This is a genomic window from Brevibacillus gelatini (assembly GCF_050920745.1).
In the GTDB taxonomy this organism is placed as follows: domain Bacteria; phylum Bacillota; class Bacilli; order Brevibacillales; family Brevibacillaceae; genus Brevibacillus; species Brevibacillus gelatini.
This window is the reverse complement of sequence record NZ_CP154342.1, coordinates 2,278,221-2,297,733: the sequence shown is the minus strand read 5'-3', so window position 1 is coordinate 2,297,733 and position 19,513 is coordinate 2,278,221. Positions and strand designations below refer to the sequence as shown.

Sequence of the window (19,513 nt, the reverse complement as noted above, 5' to 3'; positions counted from 1 at the left end):
GATAATTCACACAGTCGAGGTGCAAAATGAAAAAGCAGGAAAACATCGCAAAAATTTACCCGCTTACCCCATTGCAAGAGGGGATGTTGTTTCACGCAGTCAAAGACACAGGCTCAAGCGCCTATTGCCTCCAGATGTCGGCGACCATCCAGGGCGATTTTCACCTGCCTCTTTTTGAACAGAGCCTAAACAAGCTCGTGGAAAACTACGAGGTACTGCGCACGGTGTTTGTGTACCAAAACTTGCAGCGTCCTCGGCAGGTTGTTTTCAAAGAAAGAAAGGTGACTGTTCCTTTCGAGAACATTTCTCATTTGCCAACGAAGGAGCAGGACGAGTACATAAAAGCGTACACGGATCAACACCATACGTTTGATCTGACAAAAGGCAGCCTGATGAAAGCCGCGATTTTTCAAACAGGCGAGAACAAGTACCGATTTGTCTGGGCGTTTCACCACATCATCGTGGACGGTTGGTCACTCGGCGTATTGCTCCACAAGCTTTTGACCTATTACGCAGCGCTGCGAAAAGGCGAACCGCTTCCACGGGAAGCGACGAAGCCGTACAGCGATTATATCAAATGGCTGGATAAACAAAACAAGGACGAAGCGCTCACCTACTGGCAGAACTATCTGGCAGGGTACGATCATCAGGCGGATTTTCCAAAACGGAAACATCTGGCCGAATCCAGCCGCTACGAACACATCGAAAACATGTTCACCATCTCGTCTGAAAAGACGCAGCAGCTCATGCAAATCGCCAATCAACACCAGGCTACGATGAGCAGCGTGTTCCAGGCGCTCTGGGGCATTTTGGCCAGCAAGTACAAAAATACGGAGGACGTCGTTTTCGGCTCGGTCGTATCTGGCCGACCGCCGCAAATCCAGGGAATCGAGAGCATGGTTGGTTTGTTCATCAACACGATTCCCACTCGCGTGCAGACCAACAAGCAGCAAACGTTCAGCGAGCTGCTCCAAGCGGTGCAAAAGCAAGCCTTGGCTTCGGCTGCCTATGATTATGCACCGCTGTACGAGATTCAAAGCACGAACGTACTGAAACAGGAATTGATCGATCATTTGGTCACGTTTGAAAATTACCCGGACAACTCGATGAAGCATCTGGAAGAGGCATTAGGGTTCCAATTCACCGTCGAAAGCGGGGAAGAACAAACCTCCTATGATTTCAACGTGGTCGTGGCACTCGCTCCGTCGAACGAGCTGTATGTAAAGCTAAGCTATAATGCCGCCGTTTATGAGTCGTCGTTCGTAAACCGGGTGGAAGGCCATCTTCGCACCGTCATCGACCAGGTGATTGACAATCCGCAAGTGAAGCTATCCGAGATCGGCATCATCACCGAAGCGGAAAAGCAGCAATTGCTTGTCAACTACAACGACACCGCTGCCGATTATCCGCGGGACAAAACAATCGTGGAGCTGATCGCAGAGCAAGCGGCGCGGACACCGGAGAAAACAGCCGTTGTTTGCGGCGATGACAGCTTGACCTATCAGGAGCTGATGGAGCGCTCTGCCCAGCTTGCCAGAGCCTTGCGGGCGAGAGGCATTGCCAAAGGCAGCATCGTCTCGATTATGGCAGAGCATTCGCTGGAGCTGGTTGTGGCAATCATGGCTGTCCTGCAGTCGGGTGGCGCCTACTTGCCCATTGACCCGGAATATCCGCTGGATCGCATCCAGTATTTGCTCGATGACAGCCAGACTACGATCCTATTAACCCAGTCGCATTTGCAGCAAAGCATCCAGTTTTCCGGCAGCATTCTCGATCTGAACGATCCTGCCCTGTACACAGGCGACAGCTCGTACCTCGCTCCGGAATGCCAGCCGGATGATCTGGTCTACATGATCTATACTTCCGGCTCGACTGGCAATCCAAAAGGGGCCATGATTACCCATCAAGGTCTGGTCAACTACATTTGGTGGGCGAACAAGGTGTACGTCCAGGGGGAAGCGGTAGATTTTCCGCTGTACTCCTCCATTTCATTCGATTTGACAGTCACCTCGATCTTCACGCCGCTTTTGTCTGGCAACACCATCTATGTGTACAGAGGCGCAGACAAGGTGCAGCTCATTTTGGACATCATCAAGGAAAACAAAGTCGGCATCATCAAGCTGACACCAACACACCTGAAGCTGATCGAAGAAATCGACGGAAGAACCAGCAGCATCCGACGGTTTATCGTCGGCGGCGAGAACTTGCCGACGAAGCTGGCGCAGCGCATTTACGACAACTTCGGGCAGGACGTGCGGATTTTCAACGAATACGGACCAACGGAAACGGTTGTCGGCTGCATGATTTATTTGTACGATCCGCAAAAAACGACCCAGGAATCGGTGCCAATCGGGATACCGGCTGACAACGTGCAGATTTACTTGCTCGATGCTTCCATGCAGCCTGTGCCTGTCGGTTCAATTGGCGAAATGTACATTGCCGGAGACGGCGTAGCCAAAGGGTATTTCAACCGACCGGAGCTGACCGCAGAAAAGTTTATCGACAACCCGTTCCGTCCGGGAACCAAGATGTATCGAACAGGCGACCTGGCCAAATGGCTGTCGGACGGAAACATGGAATACGTGGGCAGAATTGACCACCAAGTCAAAATTCGCGGACACCGGATCGAGATGGGCGAAATCGAAACGCGCCTGACACAGCATGAATCGGTCAAGGAAGCGGTCGTGATCGCGGAAAAAGAAGAGAGCGGCCAAAATGTGCTGTACGCCTACTTCGTGTCCGAGCAGGAACTGCCTGTGGCGGAACTGAGAGCGTTTTTGGGCAGTACGCTTCCGTCTTACATGATCCCTTCCTACTTTATCCGTCTGGCAGAAATTCCGCTGACAGCAAATGGAAAAGTCGAGCGGAAGAAATTGCCGAAGCCGGACGGTGCAATCGTTACAGGAACCGCGTATGTCGCTCCGCAAAATGAAACCGAGGCGAAGCTGGCCGAGATTTGGCAGCAGGTGCTGGGCGTAAGCCGGGTCGGGGTTCACGACAATTTCTTTGACTTGGGCGGACACTCGTTGAAGGCGATGAGCGTCATTTTCCAAATCTCCAAAGCGCTGGAAGTGGACGTACCTGTCAAGACTCTGTTCGAGCATCCAACCGTATCGGAGCTGGCCCGATTCCTTACGCAGTCGGAGAAAAGCGAGTACAGCGCGATTAAACCGGTGGACGTGCAGGAGTATTATCCGGTTTCGTCCGCGCAAAAAAGAATGTACATCCTCCAACAGTTCGAAGGAGAGGGAATCGGCTACAACATCTCCGGTGCCATCCTGTTGGAAGGAGAGCTGGATTACGCCCGGTTTGCCAGCGCGATTCAAAAGCTGGCAGAACGACACGAAGCATTGCGCACGTCGTTTCACACCATCGACGGTGAGCCTGTGCAAAAAGTACACGACGAGGTAGAAGTGCCACTGTTCATGCTCGAGTCAAGCGAGGACCAGGCAGAAAAAATCATGCGCGAGTTTGTCCGACCCTTTGATCTTAGCGTCGCTCCACTCTTGCGAACAGGCTTGGTCAAGCTGGGGAACGAACGCCATTTGTTCCTGCTCGACATGCACCATATCATCGCGGACGGCGTTTCTTCGCAAATTTTGCTGCGCGAATTTGCTGAGTTGTACCAGGGAGCAGAGCTTTCGCCACTTCCGCTCCAGTACAAAGATTTCGCTGTTTGGCAAAATGAAATGTTCCAGACAGAAGCGTACAAAAAGCAGGAACAGCATTGGCTCGGCACGTTTGCCGATGAAATTCCGCTTTTGAACCTGCCGACCGACTATCCACGGCCGAGCCTGCAAAGCTTTGACGGCGATCTCGTCCTTTTTGACACCGGAAAAGAACTGCTGGAGCGGCTGCAGCAAGTGGCCCAAGAGACAGGCGCCACCTTGTACATGGTCTTGCTTGCCGCTTACCATGTGCTTTTGTCCAAGTACACCGGACAGGAAGACATCATTGTCGGTACCCCTGTCGCTGGACGTTCCCATGCGGATGTGCAGAACATCATGGGCATTTTCGTCAATACATTGGCGCTGCGCAACCAGCCAGTTGGCAGCAAAACGTTTGCGCAATTTTTGCAGGAAGTGAAGCAGAATGCGCTCGCAGCCTACGACCATCAGGATTACCCATTCGAGGAGCTTGTGGAAAAGCTTGCAATCCAGCGCGATATAAGTCGCAACCCGCTGTTTGACACGATGTTCTCTTTGGAAAGCGAGGGTCAGCAGTCGCTTGCGATTGGCGGGCTGAAAGTGTCGCCGTATGAGCTGTTCAACAAAATTTCCAAGTTCGATCTCGCTTTGAATGCGAGTGAATCGCCAGCCAACATTCAGTTCCAGCTCACCTTCGCAACGAAGCTGTTCAAAAAAGAGACTGTCGAGCGAATGGCCGGGCATTACCTGGAAATTTTGCGCACGATCAGTGAGCAGCCGACAGCCAGACTGGCGGACATCGACATGATGACGGAAACTGAAAAACGTTCCCTTCTCCTGAACGTCAACGATACGTTCGTCGAGCGCTCCGGTGCCATGGCGCTGCATCAACTGGTGGAGGAACAGGCAGCACGCACGCCGAATGAAGCAGCGGTTGTGTACGAGGGACAGGTGCTGACCTATCGCGAGCTGAACGCCCGGGCGAACCAACTGGCTCGCTTGCTGCGCAGTCGCGGCACCAAACCGGATACATTGATCGGGATTATGGTAGACCGTTCGCCGGGCATGGTCGTCGGGATGCTGGCCGTACTCAAGGCCGGTGGTGCATACGTGCCAATCGATCCAAGCTATCCGCAAGAACGGATTCAGTACATGCTCAGCGACAGCCAGGCTCCGATCTTGCTCACGCAGCGTCATCTGCAGGAGATCGCAGCGTATGCAGGGGAGATCATCGATGTGGAAGACGAAGCGATTTACACCGGAGACGACAGCAATCTGGACAGCATCTCCGGCAGCGACGACCTCGCCTACGTGATCTACACCTCGGGATCGACGGGAAATCCGAAAGGCGTCATGATCTCCCATCAGGCGATCTGCAATCACATGCTCTGGATGCGTGAGACGTTCCCGTTGACAACAGCGGATGCCGTCCTGCAAAAAACGCCGTTTAGCTTCGACGCATCTGTCTGGGAGTTTTACTTGCCGCTGATTACAGGCGGACGGCTGGTACTCGCCAAGCCAGACGGGCATCGTGACATCGCGTACATGACGCGCGTGATTCGCGAGCAAAAAATTACGACGTTGCAAATGGTTCCGTCCTTGCTCGATCTGACCATGACCGATCCGGGATGGAGCGCATGCACGAGCTTGCAGCGCGTGTTCTGCGGCGGAGAAGCATTGACGCCTGCACTTGTTTCGCGTTTTTACGCGACCCAACAAGCCCAGTTGATTAACCTGTACGGGCCTACCGAGACAACCATTGATGCAACCTACTGGATGTGCCCTCGCCAGCAGGAATACAGCGTCATTCCGATTGGCAAACCGATTGACAACATCCGTCTGTACGTCGTCAATGCGAACAACCAGCTCCAGCCAGTCGGCGTTGCAGGGGAGCTGTGCATTGCCGGAGATGGCTTGGCCCGCGGCTACTGGAATCGCGAGGAACTGACGCAGGCAAGCTTCGTCGAAAATCCGTTTGAGCCGGGCGGCAGAATGTACCGCACCGGAGATTTGGTCCGGTATTTGCCCGACGGCCATATCGAGTACCTGGGCCGCATCGACCATCAGGTGAAAATCCGGGGGCACCGCATCGAGCTGGGAGAAATAGAAGCGAGACTGTTGCAGCATGAAGCGATCACGGCAGCCGTTGTCACGGCCAGCCAGGATGGCAAAGGGCAAAACAGCCTGTATGCCTATGTCGTGACAAAGCAGGACGTTCAAGCATCCGATCTGCGAGCATACCTTGGCTCCACGTTGCCAGCGTACATGGTGCCATCCGCTTTTGTTTTCATGGATCAGTTGCCGCTTTCGGCAAATGGCAAAGTGGATCGCAAAGCCCTGCCAAAACCGGAGGCAACAGCTACAACCGCTGCCGCATATGTAGCGCCGCGCAACGAAGTAGAAGCAAAGCTCGCCGAGATTTGGCAAAGTGTGCTTGGCGTTGAACAGATTGGCGTATTCGACCATTTCTTCGAGCTTGGCGGACATTCCTTGAAGGCGATGAACGTCATTGCCTTGATCCAGCGAAGCTTCCAGGTGGAAGTGCCGTTGAAAGCGTTGTTTGAATCGCCGACCATCGCGGAGTTTGCGCCGCATGTTGTCGCTGCCCGTACAGGCAAGTACACCGCCATCCAGCCTGTCGAAAAACAGGAGTATTATCCGGTTTCTGCAGCGCAAAAGAGAATGTACATCCTCCAGCAAATGGAAGGGGCAGGCATCAGCTACAACATGCCAGGCTTCATGTATCTCGACGGCAAGCTGGATACAGAGCGGCTGAAACAGGCGCTAAACATCCTGGTGCAACGCCACGAATCGTTGCGCACCTCGTTCCACACCGTGCAAGGCGAGACTGTTCAGCGCGTCCACGAAGATGTCGAGCTGTCCATCTCCTTTGCCGAAGCGACAGAGGAAAAGGTCCAGCAAATAGCCGAGCAGTTTATCCAGCCGTTCGATCTGGGCACAGCCCCGCTGATGCGTGCCGGATTAATCAAGCTGGCGCCGGAACGCCACCTGTTCATGCTCGATATGCACCATATTGTCGTAGACGGCGTCTCCATCGGGCTTTTGATCGAGGAATTTGCCCGCTTCTATCAAGGGGATGAGCTGCCAGAGCTGCGCATTCAGTACAAAGATTTTGCCCACTGGCAAAATGAATGGCTCCAGACGGATGAGTTTGCACGGCAGGAAGCCTACTGGGTCAACGCCTTTACGGGAGAAATCCCCGTTCTGAACATGCCGACGGACTATCCAAGACCGTCTGTGAAAAGCTTCGAGGGCGACCGCTTTGTCTTTGACTCCGGTACCGCTTTGCCAGCCGCCTTGCATCAGCTCGCACAAGAGACGGGCGCGACGCTCTACATGGTGCTTTTGGCGGCGTACAATGTGCTGCTGGCCAAATACTCCGGCCAGGAAGACATCATCGTCGGTGCACCGACTGCCGGCAGGTCGCATGCCGAAACGGAGGCGATTGTCGGGATGTTTGTCAACACACTGGCTTTGCGCAACAAGCCAGCCGGGGACAAAACCTTCCATGACTTTTTGGCCGAATTGAAAAACAATACGTTGCAGGCGTTTGAGCATCAAGACTATCCACTCGATGAGCTCGTTGACAAGCTGAACATGCCGCGGGACCTGAGTCGCAATCCATTGTTTGACACGGTTTTCATTTTGCAAAATATGGAACAAAAGCCGTTTGAAATGGAGCAGTTGACCGTTACTCCTTATTTGGCTGAGGTGAAGCAGGCCAAGTTTGACCTGTCCCTGGAGGCGTACGAAGAAAACGGGCAGATCGTCTTTACCCTCGATTATTGCACCAAGCTGTTTGCACGGGAGACGATGGAAAGACTGGCGACTCATTTCATCCAGGTCTTGCGGGAAGTTGCAACAAACCCGCGCAAGAAGCTGTCTGAAATCAACATGCTTTCCGCAGAGGAAAAGCAGCGCTTGTTGGTTGCGTTCAACGATACGCGCAAAGATTTTCCAGAGGACAAAACGATTCAGGCGCTATTCGAGGAGCAAGTGGCCAAAACGCCGCAAGCGACCGTGATCGAAATCGGCGATCGGCATTTGTCCTATCAGGAGCTGAACGAGCGGGCCAACCAGCTTGCTGCTACGCTGCGAGAGCGGGGGGTCAAGCCTGACCAGACGGTAGGGATCATGGCAACCCGTTCTGCGGAGATGATTTTCGGGATCATGGCCATCCTGAAAGCAGGCGGAGCCTATGTGCCGATTGATCCGGAATATCCAACGGAACGTGTCGCCTACATGCTGGCGGATTGCGAAGCCCGTCTGGTGCTTACGCAAAAGCATCTGGCAGACAGACTTGGTTCCGGCGTGAGCGCACAATGCCTGTATCTGGATGATGAAAGCAACTATTCTGCGCATCGCGAAAATCTGGAGCCGGTTAATACATCCTCCAATCTGGCCTATGTCATCTATACATCAGGGACAACCGGCAAGCCGAAAGGGGTAATGGTTGAGCATCAGAGCATTGTCAACAGCCTGCTCTGGAAAAAAGAGGAGCATAGGCTAACTGTCGGCGACAGGAACATGCTGACTCTGTCCTTTGCCTTCGATGCTTTTGTACTGTCGTTCTTTTCGTCTGTTATTTCCGGCGGGACGGTCGTACTGGCTACAGACGGGGAAGCCAAGGACCCTGTCGCGATCAAGAAGCGGATCGCCGCTTCGCGTTGCACGATCATGACCAGTGTACCGAGCTTGTTCCAGGCCATCCTCGAATGCAGTACAAAAGCGGACATCCAGACGCTGCAGGTTGTCACGCTCGGGGGCGAAAAAACAACGCCGCAGCTCATCGCAAAGAGCAAGGAGCTGAATTCCGGCCTGCTTATCATCAACGAGTACGGCCCGACAGAAAGCAGTGTCGTCGTATCCTACTTGCGCATACCAGATCTTGATACAGCGATTACCATCGGACGACCGATTGCCAATACCAGCCTGTACATCGTAGACAAATTCCACCAGCTACAGCCAATCGGCGTAGTCGGGGAAATTTGCATCGGCGGTCGCGGTTTGGCACGGGGCTATTGGAACAAGCCTGCGCTTACAGCCGAGAAATTTGTTCCCCATCCATTTGTGCCTGGCGAACGCCTTTACAAAACTGGCGACCTTGGCAGATGGCTTCCGGACGGAACGATTGAGTTCATCGGGCGGATTGACGAGCAGGTTAAAGTACGCGGCTATCGGATTGAAATCGGCGAGATCGAGTCGGCGCTGCTCGCTTATGAAAAGCTGACCGCCGCTGTCGTGGTCGTCCATGAAGATGAGTTGGGTCAATCGTCTCTGTGCGCGTATTTCACGGGCGAAGAACAGCTTGATCTCGCCAAGCTGTGGTCGCATATGGCAAAAAGATTGCCGTCGTACATGATTCCGACGTACTTCGTGCAGCTTGAGCAGCTTCCGCTTACGCCAAATGGAAAAGTCGACAAAAAAGCGTTGCCGAAGCCGGAGGGCAAGCCTGTAACCGGAGCGGAATACGAAGCGCCTACGACCCCTGTGGAAAGAAAGCTGGTCGAAATCTGGGAGCGCGTGCTCGGTGTGAGCGGCATCGGCATCCTTGACAACTTTTTCCAGATTGGCGGTCATTCCCTGAAAGCGATGAATGTCGCGGCACAGGTGCATCGGGAATACCAGGTGGAGTTGCCGCTGCAAGTGCTCTTTTCCCAGCCAACCATCAAGGAGCTGGCCCAGTATGTTGCCACAAGCGGAAAAGATACGTATGTGCCGATCCAGCCTGCACCAATGCAAGCGTATTATCCGGTTTCCTCCGCACAGAAAAGAATGTACGTCTTGCGGCAGTTCACAGACACAGGCACTGTCTACAACATGCCGAGCGCGTTGTACATCGAAGGCGACCTGGACGTCGAGCGGTTTGAAGCTGCGATCCACAAGCTGATTCAGCGTCACGAATCGCTGCGGACCTCGTTCCATACGGTTCAGGGCGAGCCTGTGCAGCGCGTACACGAGCACGTCGAACTGAATGTGCGCTACGAGGAATTGACGGAAGACCAGGTGGAGTCTGCCATCGAGTCGTTCGTGCAACCGTTTGATCTGACGCAAGCTCCGCTTTTGCGGGTTGGACTTTTCAAGCTGGCAGCAAAACGTCACCTGTTCCTGATGGATATGCACCACATCATTTCGGACGGTGTGTCGGCGGGAATCATCATGGAAGAATTTTCGAAGCTGTATCGCAACGAGGAGTTGCCTGCGCTTGCCGTACAATACAAAGACTTCGCTGTCTGGCAGTCGGAGCTGTTCCAATCCGATGTTTATGCGAAGCAGGAAGCGTACTGGTTAGACGCGTTTTCCGGCGACATTCCGGTGCTGAACCTGCCAGCCGATTTTTCCCGACCACTGGTGCAAAGCTTTGACGGGGATTGCGTTTCGTTCCAGGCTGACAGAGCGCTGCTGGACGATCTATCCAAACTCGCCCAGGAGAACCAGGCGACGCTGTTCATGGTTCTGCTCGCCGCGTACAACGTGCTGCTTGCCAAATACAGCGGACAGGAGGACATCGTCGTAGGGACGCCGATTGCGGGCAGATCGCACGCTGACGTCGAGAAAGTGCTGGGGATGTTTGTCAATACGCTCGCGTTGCGAAACTACCCGGCCAAAGCGAAACCGTTCCAGGCGTTTTTGGAAGAGGTCAAGCAAAATACGCTGCAGGCATACACCCATCAGGATTATCCGTTTGAAGCGCTGGTCGAAAAGCTGGAAATCAAGCGCGATCTTAGCCGCAACCCGCTGTTCGACACAATGTTCATTTTGCAAAACCTGGACAAAAAAGCGTATGAGCTGGATGGGCTGAAGCTGGAAGCATACCCTGCACAGGCTGGCAACGCCAAGTTTGATCTCACCCTGGAAGCAACAGAGGACGAAAGCGGCATTCATTTCGCACTCGTCTACTCCACGAAACTGTTCCGCAGAGAAACCATTGAGAGAATGGCGGGGCATTTCCTGCAAGTGTTGCGGGCAATTACAAAGAACCAGGCAGCAGCTCTGCAAGAAATCAGCCTGTTGAGCGAGGAAGAAAGACATCTGGTGACGGTTGCGTTCAACAATACCTTTGGTGAATATCCGCGCAATCGCACCATTGTGGAACTGTTTGAGGAACAGGCAGCAAAAACACCTGAGCATACAGCTGTCGTGATGGATGGACGGAGCCTGACGTATCGGGAGCTGAATGAGAAAGCGAACCAAATCGCCCATGCCCTGCGCAAAAACGGCATCGGAAAAGACAGCATCGTAGGCTTGCTCGCAGACCGTTCGCTGGAAATGATCTCTGGCATCATGGGGATTCTCAAAGCGGGAGGCGCCTACCTGGGGCTCGACCCGGAACATCCGTCCGAACGCCGCTCCTACATGCTCGAAGACGGCGACGTAAAAGTTGTTCTCGTGCAAAAGCATTTGCTGCCGCTCGTCAGCGAAGACCTGAAAACAATCGTGCTGGACGGTGACAGTCTGCACGTGGAAAATTCCGCAAATCCGGCGCTTGTCAACGGTCCGCACGACCTGGCTTACGTGATGTACACCTCAGGCTCCACTGGCAAGCCAAAAGGAGTCATGGTCGAGCATCGCAACGTCATCCGTCTGGTGAAGAATACGAATTACGTGCAAGTACGCGAGACAGACCGGATGATCCAAACAGGCGCAATTGGCTTTGACGCCATGACATTTGAGATTTTCGGTGCGCTACTGCACGGTGCCAGCCTGTACTTGGTGAGCAAGGATGTGCTGCTGGATGCCGAGAAGCTGGGCAGCTTCCTGCGGACGAATCAGATTACGACCATGTGGCTGACCTCGCCGCTCTTTAACCAGCTTTCCCAAGACAACCCGGCGATGTTTGCCAGCTTGCGCGCCTTGATCGTCGGCGGCGAAGCGCTGTCGCCGAAGCACATCAACAAGGTAAGAAACGCGCTACCTGAACTGGAAATCTGGAACGGGTACGGCCCAACGGAAAACACGACTTTCTCGACATGCTATTTGATCGACAAGCATTTCGAAGAGCAGATTCCGATTGGCAAACCGATTGCCAACTCCACCGCGTATATTTTGGATGCCAACAATCAGCCGCAGCCGATTGGCGTACCGGGAGAATTGTGCGTCGGCGGCGACGGGGTTGCCAGAGGATATTTGAACAAGCCGGACTTGACCGCCGAGAAGTTTGTGCCTAATCCGTTCGTGCCGGGCGAAATGATGTATCGCACCGGAGATTTGGCGAGATGGCTGGCGGATGGAACGATTGAATATTTGGGACGGATTGACCAGCAAGTGAAAATCCGCGGCTACCGGATTGAGCTTGGCGAAATCGAGTCCGTTTTGGCCCATCTGGAACATGTAAAAGAGGCCGTCGTTGCCGTGATCGAGGAAGCGAACGGACAAAATGCTCTTTGCGCGTACTTTGTTTCCGAGCAGGAAGTAGACGTTGCCGAGCTGAGAGAAGCCGTATTCAGACAATTGCCTGTTTATATGGTCCCTGCCTACTACATGCAGATGGAAAAACTGCCGTTGACCGCAAATGGCAAGGTCGACCGCCGTGCATTGCCGCAGCCATCCGGCGAACGGACGACAGGAAGCACCTATGTCGCGCCGCAAACCGAAACCGAAGCGAAGCTGGCCCAGATTTGGCAGGATGTTTTGGGGATACCGGCGATTGGCATCCACGACAATTTCTTTGAAATCGGCGGACATTCCTTAAAAGCGATGAACGTCATCACACAGGTGCACAAGACCTTCCAGGTGGAGTTGCCGTTAAAAGTGCTGTTTGCGTCTCCGACGATCCAGGAAATGGCCGCCTATATCGCCAAGAGTGCGCACGAGCAGTTCGAGACGATTCAGCCTGTCGAGCCAGCCGAGTATTATCCGGTGTCGTTTGCGCAAAAACGAATGTACATCCTGCATCAGTTCGAAGGAAGCGGAGTCAGCTACAACGTGCCGAACGTGCTGGTGCTGGAAGGCAAGCTGGATTACGACCGCTTTGCCGATGCCATCCAGACGGTAGTGAAGCGACACGAAGCTTTGCGCACGTCGTTCCATTCGGTAAACGGCGAGCCGCAGCAACGTGTACATGCCGATGTCGAGCTGCCAATCAACATCATCGAGGCGACAGAAGAGCAGGCAGAAGCGCTCATTCAGCAGCTGATCCAGCCATTTGATCTGGAAACTGCGCCGTTGTTCAGGGCGAACCTGATAAAGCTTGGCGAAGAGCGACACTTGTTCTTCATGGATATGCACCACATCATTTCCGATGGTGTATCGCTTGCGGTCATCCTCGAGGAAATCACGAATTTATATGAAGGCAAACAGCTTGCTGACCTGCGCATCCAGTACAAAGATTTTGCCGTGTGGCAGGCTGGCATGGCCCAGTCTGAACGTTTCCGGAAGCAGGAGGATTTTTGGACGCAGACGTTTGCCGGCGAGATTCCGTTGCTGAATCTGCCTACGGACTACTCAAGACCGTCCGTGCAGAGCTTCGACGGTGACGTGGTCGCAATGGGCACCGGACGTGAGCTGCTGGAACAACTGCAAAAGCTCGCTGCCGATACAGGCACGACCTTGTTCATGGTGCTGCTGGCTGCCTACCATGTGCTGCTTTCCAAGTATGCAGGGCAGGAAGAGATCGTCATCGGCACACCGATTGCAGGTCGCTCACACGCAGATGTAGAGCGCATCGTCGGGATGTTCGTCAACACGCTCGCCTTGAAAAACACAGCGTCTGGCAACCTGAGCTTCCGCGCGTTTTTGCAAGAGGTGAAGCAAAATGCGCTGAGTGCCTTTGAGCATCAGGACTATCCGTTCGAGCAGCTGGTCGAGAAGCTGGAAGTACGGCGCGATCTGAGCAGAAACCCGCTGTTCGATACGATGTTCAGCTTGGGACTTGCCGAATCGGCCGGAGGCGAAATGGCAGGAGTTACGCTGTCGCCATATCCGGTGAACGGCAACATCGCGAAATTCGATCTTACGTTGGATGCGATGGAAAAACAGGACGAACTGCTGGTCCAATTCAGCTATTGCACGAAGCTGTTTGCCAAAGAAACGATGAACCGTCTGGCAGGCCATTACGTCCACCTCCTGCGGACAATCACCGCCGATCCGGACATCATGCTGTCCCGAATCAGCGTCTTGTCTGAGCAAGAGAAGGAGCAGATGCTGCACAGCTTCACGGCGACAAGCCGCGCATATCCAACGGATAAAACGTTCCAGGAGCTGTTCGAGGAGCAAGTGGAAAAAACGCCGAACCAGATTGCGGTTCTCGCGGAAAACGAACAGTTGACCTATCAGGAACTGAACGAAAAAGCCAACCAGCTCGCCCGCGTCCTGCGGCGAAAAGGCGTCAAGCCGGAAAGCACGGTCGGCATCCTGGTAGACCGCTCGCCTTACATGGTTGTGGGCATGCTTGCCGTCTTGAAAGCAGGGGGAGCGTACGTTCCGATTGATCCGGACTATCCGCTGGAGCGTCAAGCTTTCATGCTCGAAGACAGCGGAGCGAAACTGCTGCTCACCTTGCCTAAAATGAGCGATCAGCTTGCCTTCCCGTACGAAACGCTCTATCTGGATGCGCAGGAGCTGGCCGAGGAGGAAACAGGCAATCTGGAGCATGTCGCGCGTCCGGAGCATGCAGCCTACATCATTTACACATCGGGTACAACCGGAAAGCCAAAAGGCGTCGTGATCGAGCACCACAGCTATGCCAACGTCGCATTTGCCTGGAAAGATGAGTATCACCTGGACAGCTTCCCGGTACGCTTGCTGCAAATGGCGAGCTTCGCCTTCGACGTATCGACTGGCGACTTTGCCCGGGCACTGCTGACTGGTGGACAACTCGTCATTTGCCCGAACGAAGTCAAAATGGACCCAGCTTCGCTGTACGAGATCATCCATCGCTACCAGATCACGATCTTTGAAGCGACTCCGGCGCTGATCGTACCGTTGATGCACTACATTTACGAAAACAAGCTGGACATCAGCCAGATGAAGCTGCTGATTCTCGGTGCGGACAGTTGCCCGGCAGAAGACTTCAAAACGCTGCTGGCTCGCTTCGGTGACAAGATGCGGATCATCAACAGCTACGGCGTAACAGAGGCGTGCATCGATTCCAGCTACTACGAAGAAGCAGACATTAGCGCCATCGGTTCGGGAACCGTGCCAATCGGCAAACCACTTCCGAACATGACGATGTATGTCGTCGATGAGCAATTGAATCTGCAGCCTGTTGGCGTCGTAGGTGAATTGTGCATCGGGGGAGCGGGCGTTGCACGCGGTTATTTGAACAGACCGGATCTTACCGAAGAGAAGTTCGTTGTGAATCCGTTTGCCCCAGGTGAACGCTTGTACCGCACAGGTGATCTGGCGAAGTGGCGTCCGGATGGCAATGTCGAATTCCTTGGCCGCAACGACCACCAGGTAAAAATCAGAGGGGTCCGCATTGAGCTGGGTGAAATCGAGACACAACTGCGCAAGCTGGACGGAATTACCGAAGCAGTCGTGGTTGCACGAGAAGACCACAACCAGGAAAAGTATTTGTGCGCTTATATTGTGGCGGACCGCGAGTTCGACAGCGCGGATTTGCGGGCGCATTTGCTGCAGGAACTGCCGCAGACGATGATCCCATCGTATTTTGTCTGGCTGGAGGCAATGCCGTTGACTGCCAATGGCAAAGTGGACAGACGTTCCTTGCCGGCACCGGATGTATCCATGCTCAGAACGACAGAATACGTGGCACCGCGCACTGTATGGGAAGCACGGTTGGCCAACGTATGGGAGCAGGTGCTCCATGTTCCGCAAGTGGGCGTACTGGACGACTTTTTCGCACTCGGCGGACACTCCCTGCGTGCGATGCGGGTCATTACGAGCATGCACAACGAGTATCAGGTCGATATTCCGCTCCGCATTCTGTTCGAAAAGCCGACGATTCAGGAATTGGCGGCGTATATCGAAGAGACAGCAAAAGGGAATGTCGTCTCTATCGAACCAGCGCGCGAGCAAGCGTATTACCCGGTGTCCTCGGCGCAAAAACGGATGTATATTCTCGATCAATTTGAGGGAGTCGGCATCAGCTACAACATGCCTTCAACCATGCTGATCGAAGGAAAGCTGGACCGAAACCGTGTGGAAGCAGCGTTCAAGGGTCTGATTGCGCGACACGAAAGCCTGCGCACTTCGTTTTCCGTCGTCAACGGAGAGCCGGTGCAAAAAATCCACGCAGACGTGCCTTTTGCAATGGCCTATTTCGAAGTCACAGAAGACGAGGCGCGCGATCTCGTTTCCAGTCTCGTGCAGCCATTCGATCTGGAAGTCGCACCGCTGATTCGCGTCGCGCTGCTGAAAATCGGCGAAGATCGTCACGTACTCTTTACCGATATGCATCACAGCATTTCCGATGGGGTATCATCCGGCATTCTGCTTGCCGATTGGGTGCAACTGTATCAGGGAGAAGTTTTGCCAAACCTGCGCATCCAGTACAAAGACTTCGCTGTCTGGCAGCAGGAGTTCTCGCAATCGGCCGCCTTCCAGCAGCAAGAAGCGTATTGGCTCCAGACGTTTGCCGACGATATTCCAGTGCTGAACCTGCCGACCGATTTCACCCGTCCAAGCATCCAGAGCTTTGCCGGGGATCAGTACACGGTTGGCGCGGGCAAATCGCTCACGGAGGGCTTGAACCAGCTGGCGCAGGAGACAGGAACGACTCTGTACATGGTTCTGCTTGCAGCGTACAACGTGCTGCTGGCCAAGTACACCGGGCAGGAGGACATCATCGTCGGTACGCCGATTACAGGCAGATCGCATGCCGATCTGGAACCGATTGTCGGCATGTTTGTAAACACCCTGGCGATGCGGAACAAGCCTGCGCGTGAAAAGACCTTTGTCGAGTTTTTGCAAGAAGTCAAACAAAATGCGCTGGATGCATACAGCCACCAGGATTATCCGTTTGAAGAGCTGGTCGAAAAACTGGCGATCCCGCGCGACTTGAGCAGAAACCCGCTGTTTGACACCGTGTTTACGTTCCAGAACGGCACAGAAGAAACGCTCGTGTTGCCAGAGTGCACACTTGCGCCGTACATGACCGAAGAAACAGGCAAACACGCCAAGTTCGACTTGACGTTGGTTGCCACAGAAGAAAAAGACGAGATTATGCTCGGAGTGGAGTACAGCACAAGCCTGTTTGCGCGAAAAACGATTGAACGGCTTAGCCGCCACCTTTTGGCGATTGCCGGCATCGTCGTGCAAAATCCGCACATCCCCCTGGGTGAGATCGACATGCTCTCCCTTGAGGAAAGACAGCAGATTTTGCACGAGTTCAACGATACGGCTGTCAACTACGCGCTGGATAAAACGCTGCACCAGCTTTTCGAGGAACAGGTCGACAAAACGCCGGATCAAGCAGCGCTGTACTTCGACGGACAGACACTCACGTACCGGGAGCTGAACGCAAGAGCGAACCAACTGGCAAACGTTCTGCGCGCAAAAGGAGTCGGGCCAGACCGTCTTGTCGCCATCATGGCGGAGCGTTCACCGGAAATGGTCATCGGAATTCTCGGCATTATGAAGGCAGGCGGAGCCTATGTGCCAGTCGATCCGGCCTATCCGCAGGATCGGATCCAGTATTTGCTCGAAGACAGCGGGGCATCCCTCCTGCTCAGTCAGGCACATCTGATGCCGCTGTTGAGCAGCTTGTCAGACAAACTGCCGGAGTGCCTTGATCTGAACACTGCATGGGATGCGAAGCTCGACAGCTCCAATCTGTCTGTAGTCAATCAACCGAGCGACCTTGCCTATGTCATCTATACATCCGGTACGACCGGGAAGCCGAAGGGTGTCATGATCCCGCATCAAGGTATTGTCAACTGCATGCAGTGGCGCAGGGATGAATACGGCTTCGGACCAGGGGACAAGGCGCTGCAAGTATTCTCCTTCGCCTTCGACGGTTTTGTGGCCAGCCTGTTCGCACCGCTGCTCGGTGGGGCCACATGCGTACTGCCGCGAGAGGAAGAAGCGAAAGATCCGGTTGCACTGAAAAAACTGATGGCGGCAACCGCTGTCACTCATTACTATGGCGTGCCAAGTCTGTTCCAGGCGATTGTGGATTGCTCGACGACTACAGACTTCGCTCACCTGCGCTGCGCCACACTGGGAGGCGAGAAGCTGCCGGAGCAGCTTGTCCGCAAGACAAAAGAAAAACATCCAGCCGTTGAGATCAACAATGAGTACGGCCCGACGGAAAACAGTGTCGTGACGACCATCTCCCGTTCGATTGAACCGGGGCAAACGATCACGATTGGCCGACCGCTAGCAAACGTCCAAGTTTACATCGTGGATGAGGGTCACAACCTGCAGCCGGTTGGCGTAGTCGGTGAGCTGTGCATCGGCGGAGCCGGGCTTGCCAGAGGCTATCTGAACAGACCTGATCTGACCGCTGAGAAGTTCGTCGAAAATCCGTTCCAGCCAGGCGAACGCATGTACAAAACAGGCGATCTGGTGAAATGGCGGACAGACGGCACGATCGAATACGTTGGCCGCGCAGACGAACAAGTCAAGGTGAGAGGGTACCGCATCGAGATCGGGGAGATCGAAAGTGCTGTACTCGCCTACAAAGGCATCGAGCAAGCGGTCGTTGTGGCAAGAGAAGATGACGCCGCTTCTGGCCCGTACCTTTGCGCCTATTTTGTCCCGGCAGCAGAAGTGTCTATAGCGGACCTGCGTAGCCATTTGGCGAAAGAACTGCCCGCCTACATGGTTCCAAGCTATTTCGTCAAACTGGCGCAACTGCCGCTTTCTGCCAATGGAAAAGTGGATCGCAAAGCATTGCCGAAGCCGCAACCGTCCGATGCGACCACACGCGAGTACGTCGCACCGAGAAATGCGACCGAACAGCAACTCGTATCCATTTGGCAAGAAGTATTGGGGATCGAGCCAATTGGGATTACCGACCATTTCTTTGAACTGGGCGGCCATTCCTTAAAAGCGACGCTTTTGATCGCCAAGGTGTATGAGTACATGCAGGTCGAGCTGCCGCTGAACCTCATCTTCCAGCATCCTACGGTAGAAAAGGTAGCTGACTTTATCACGCACAAGCGCTTTGAGAGTCAGTACGGCAAAGCCATTTTGCTGAATGAAAAGTCAGAAAGAAACGTATTCTGCTTCACACCAATCGGTGCGCAAAGCGTCTACTACCAAAAGCTTGCTGCACAAATTCAAGGCATTTCCCTGTACAGCTTCGACTTTATCCAGGACGACAACCGGATGGAGCAGTATATCGAGGCGATTACCGCAATCGATCCGAACGGCCCGTACACGCTGATGGGCTACTCCTCGGGCGGAAACCTTGCCTTCGAAGTAGCGAAAGAACTGGAGCAGCGCGGTTATGCCGTAACCGACATCATCCTGTTTGACTCGTACTGGAAAGACAAGGTAATCGAGCGGACCGTCGCGGAAACCGAGAACGACATTGCCCGGTTGTTCGCCGAGATTGGAGAAAACACCGAGATGTTCAACATGACCCGGGAAGATTTCGAGCTGTACGCGGCCAATGAGTTCGTCAAACAAAGCTTCGTTCGCAAAACGGTCGGCTATGTGATGTACCATAACCAACTGGTCAACACAGGAACGACCAATGCCGCCATCCACCTCATCCAATCGGAGCTGGAAGCCGAAGAGGACGCTGCGGCGGCAGCCGAATGGAACGAGTCGGCATGGGCGACCGCAACAAAACGACTGCTGACATACGACGGCTACGGAATCCACTCGCACATGCTGTCCGGTCAATACGTGTCGCAAAATGCTTCGATCTTCCGCAACATCCTGCAAGAGCTGTTCATCGCGAAGTAAAACGGCAACTGCATGAGGATTCCCCC

The 19,513-nt window shown here is 54.0% G+C and carries 1 protein-coding gene; it reads left to right on the top strand.

Annotation, left to right across the window (positions count from 1 at the left end; all coding sequences use genetic code 11):
• Positions 1 to 26 precede the first annotated feature (26 nt).
• Entirely contained in the window at positions 27 to 19,487 is a 19,461-nt protein-coding gene (locus AAFJ72_RS11260) for a non-ribosomal peptide synthase/polyketide synthase (RefSeq protein ID WP_432774041.1), read from the top strand.
• Positions 19,488 to 19,513: the final 26 nt, after the last annotated feature.

Excerpts from the sequence above, each read along its gene's own strand:
- AAFJ72_RS11260 (WP_432774041.1), top strand. The coding sequence starts at position 27 with ATGAAAAAGCAGGAAAACATCGCAAAAATTTACCCGCTTACCCCATTG.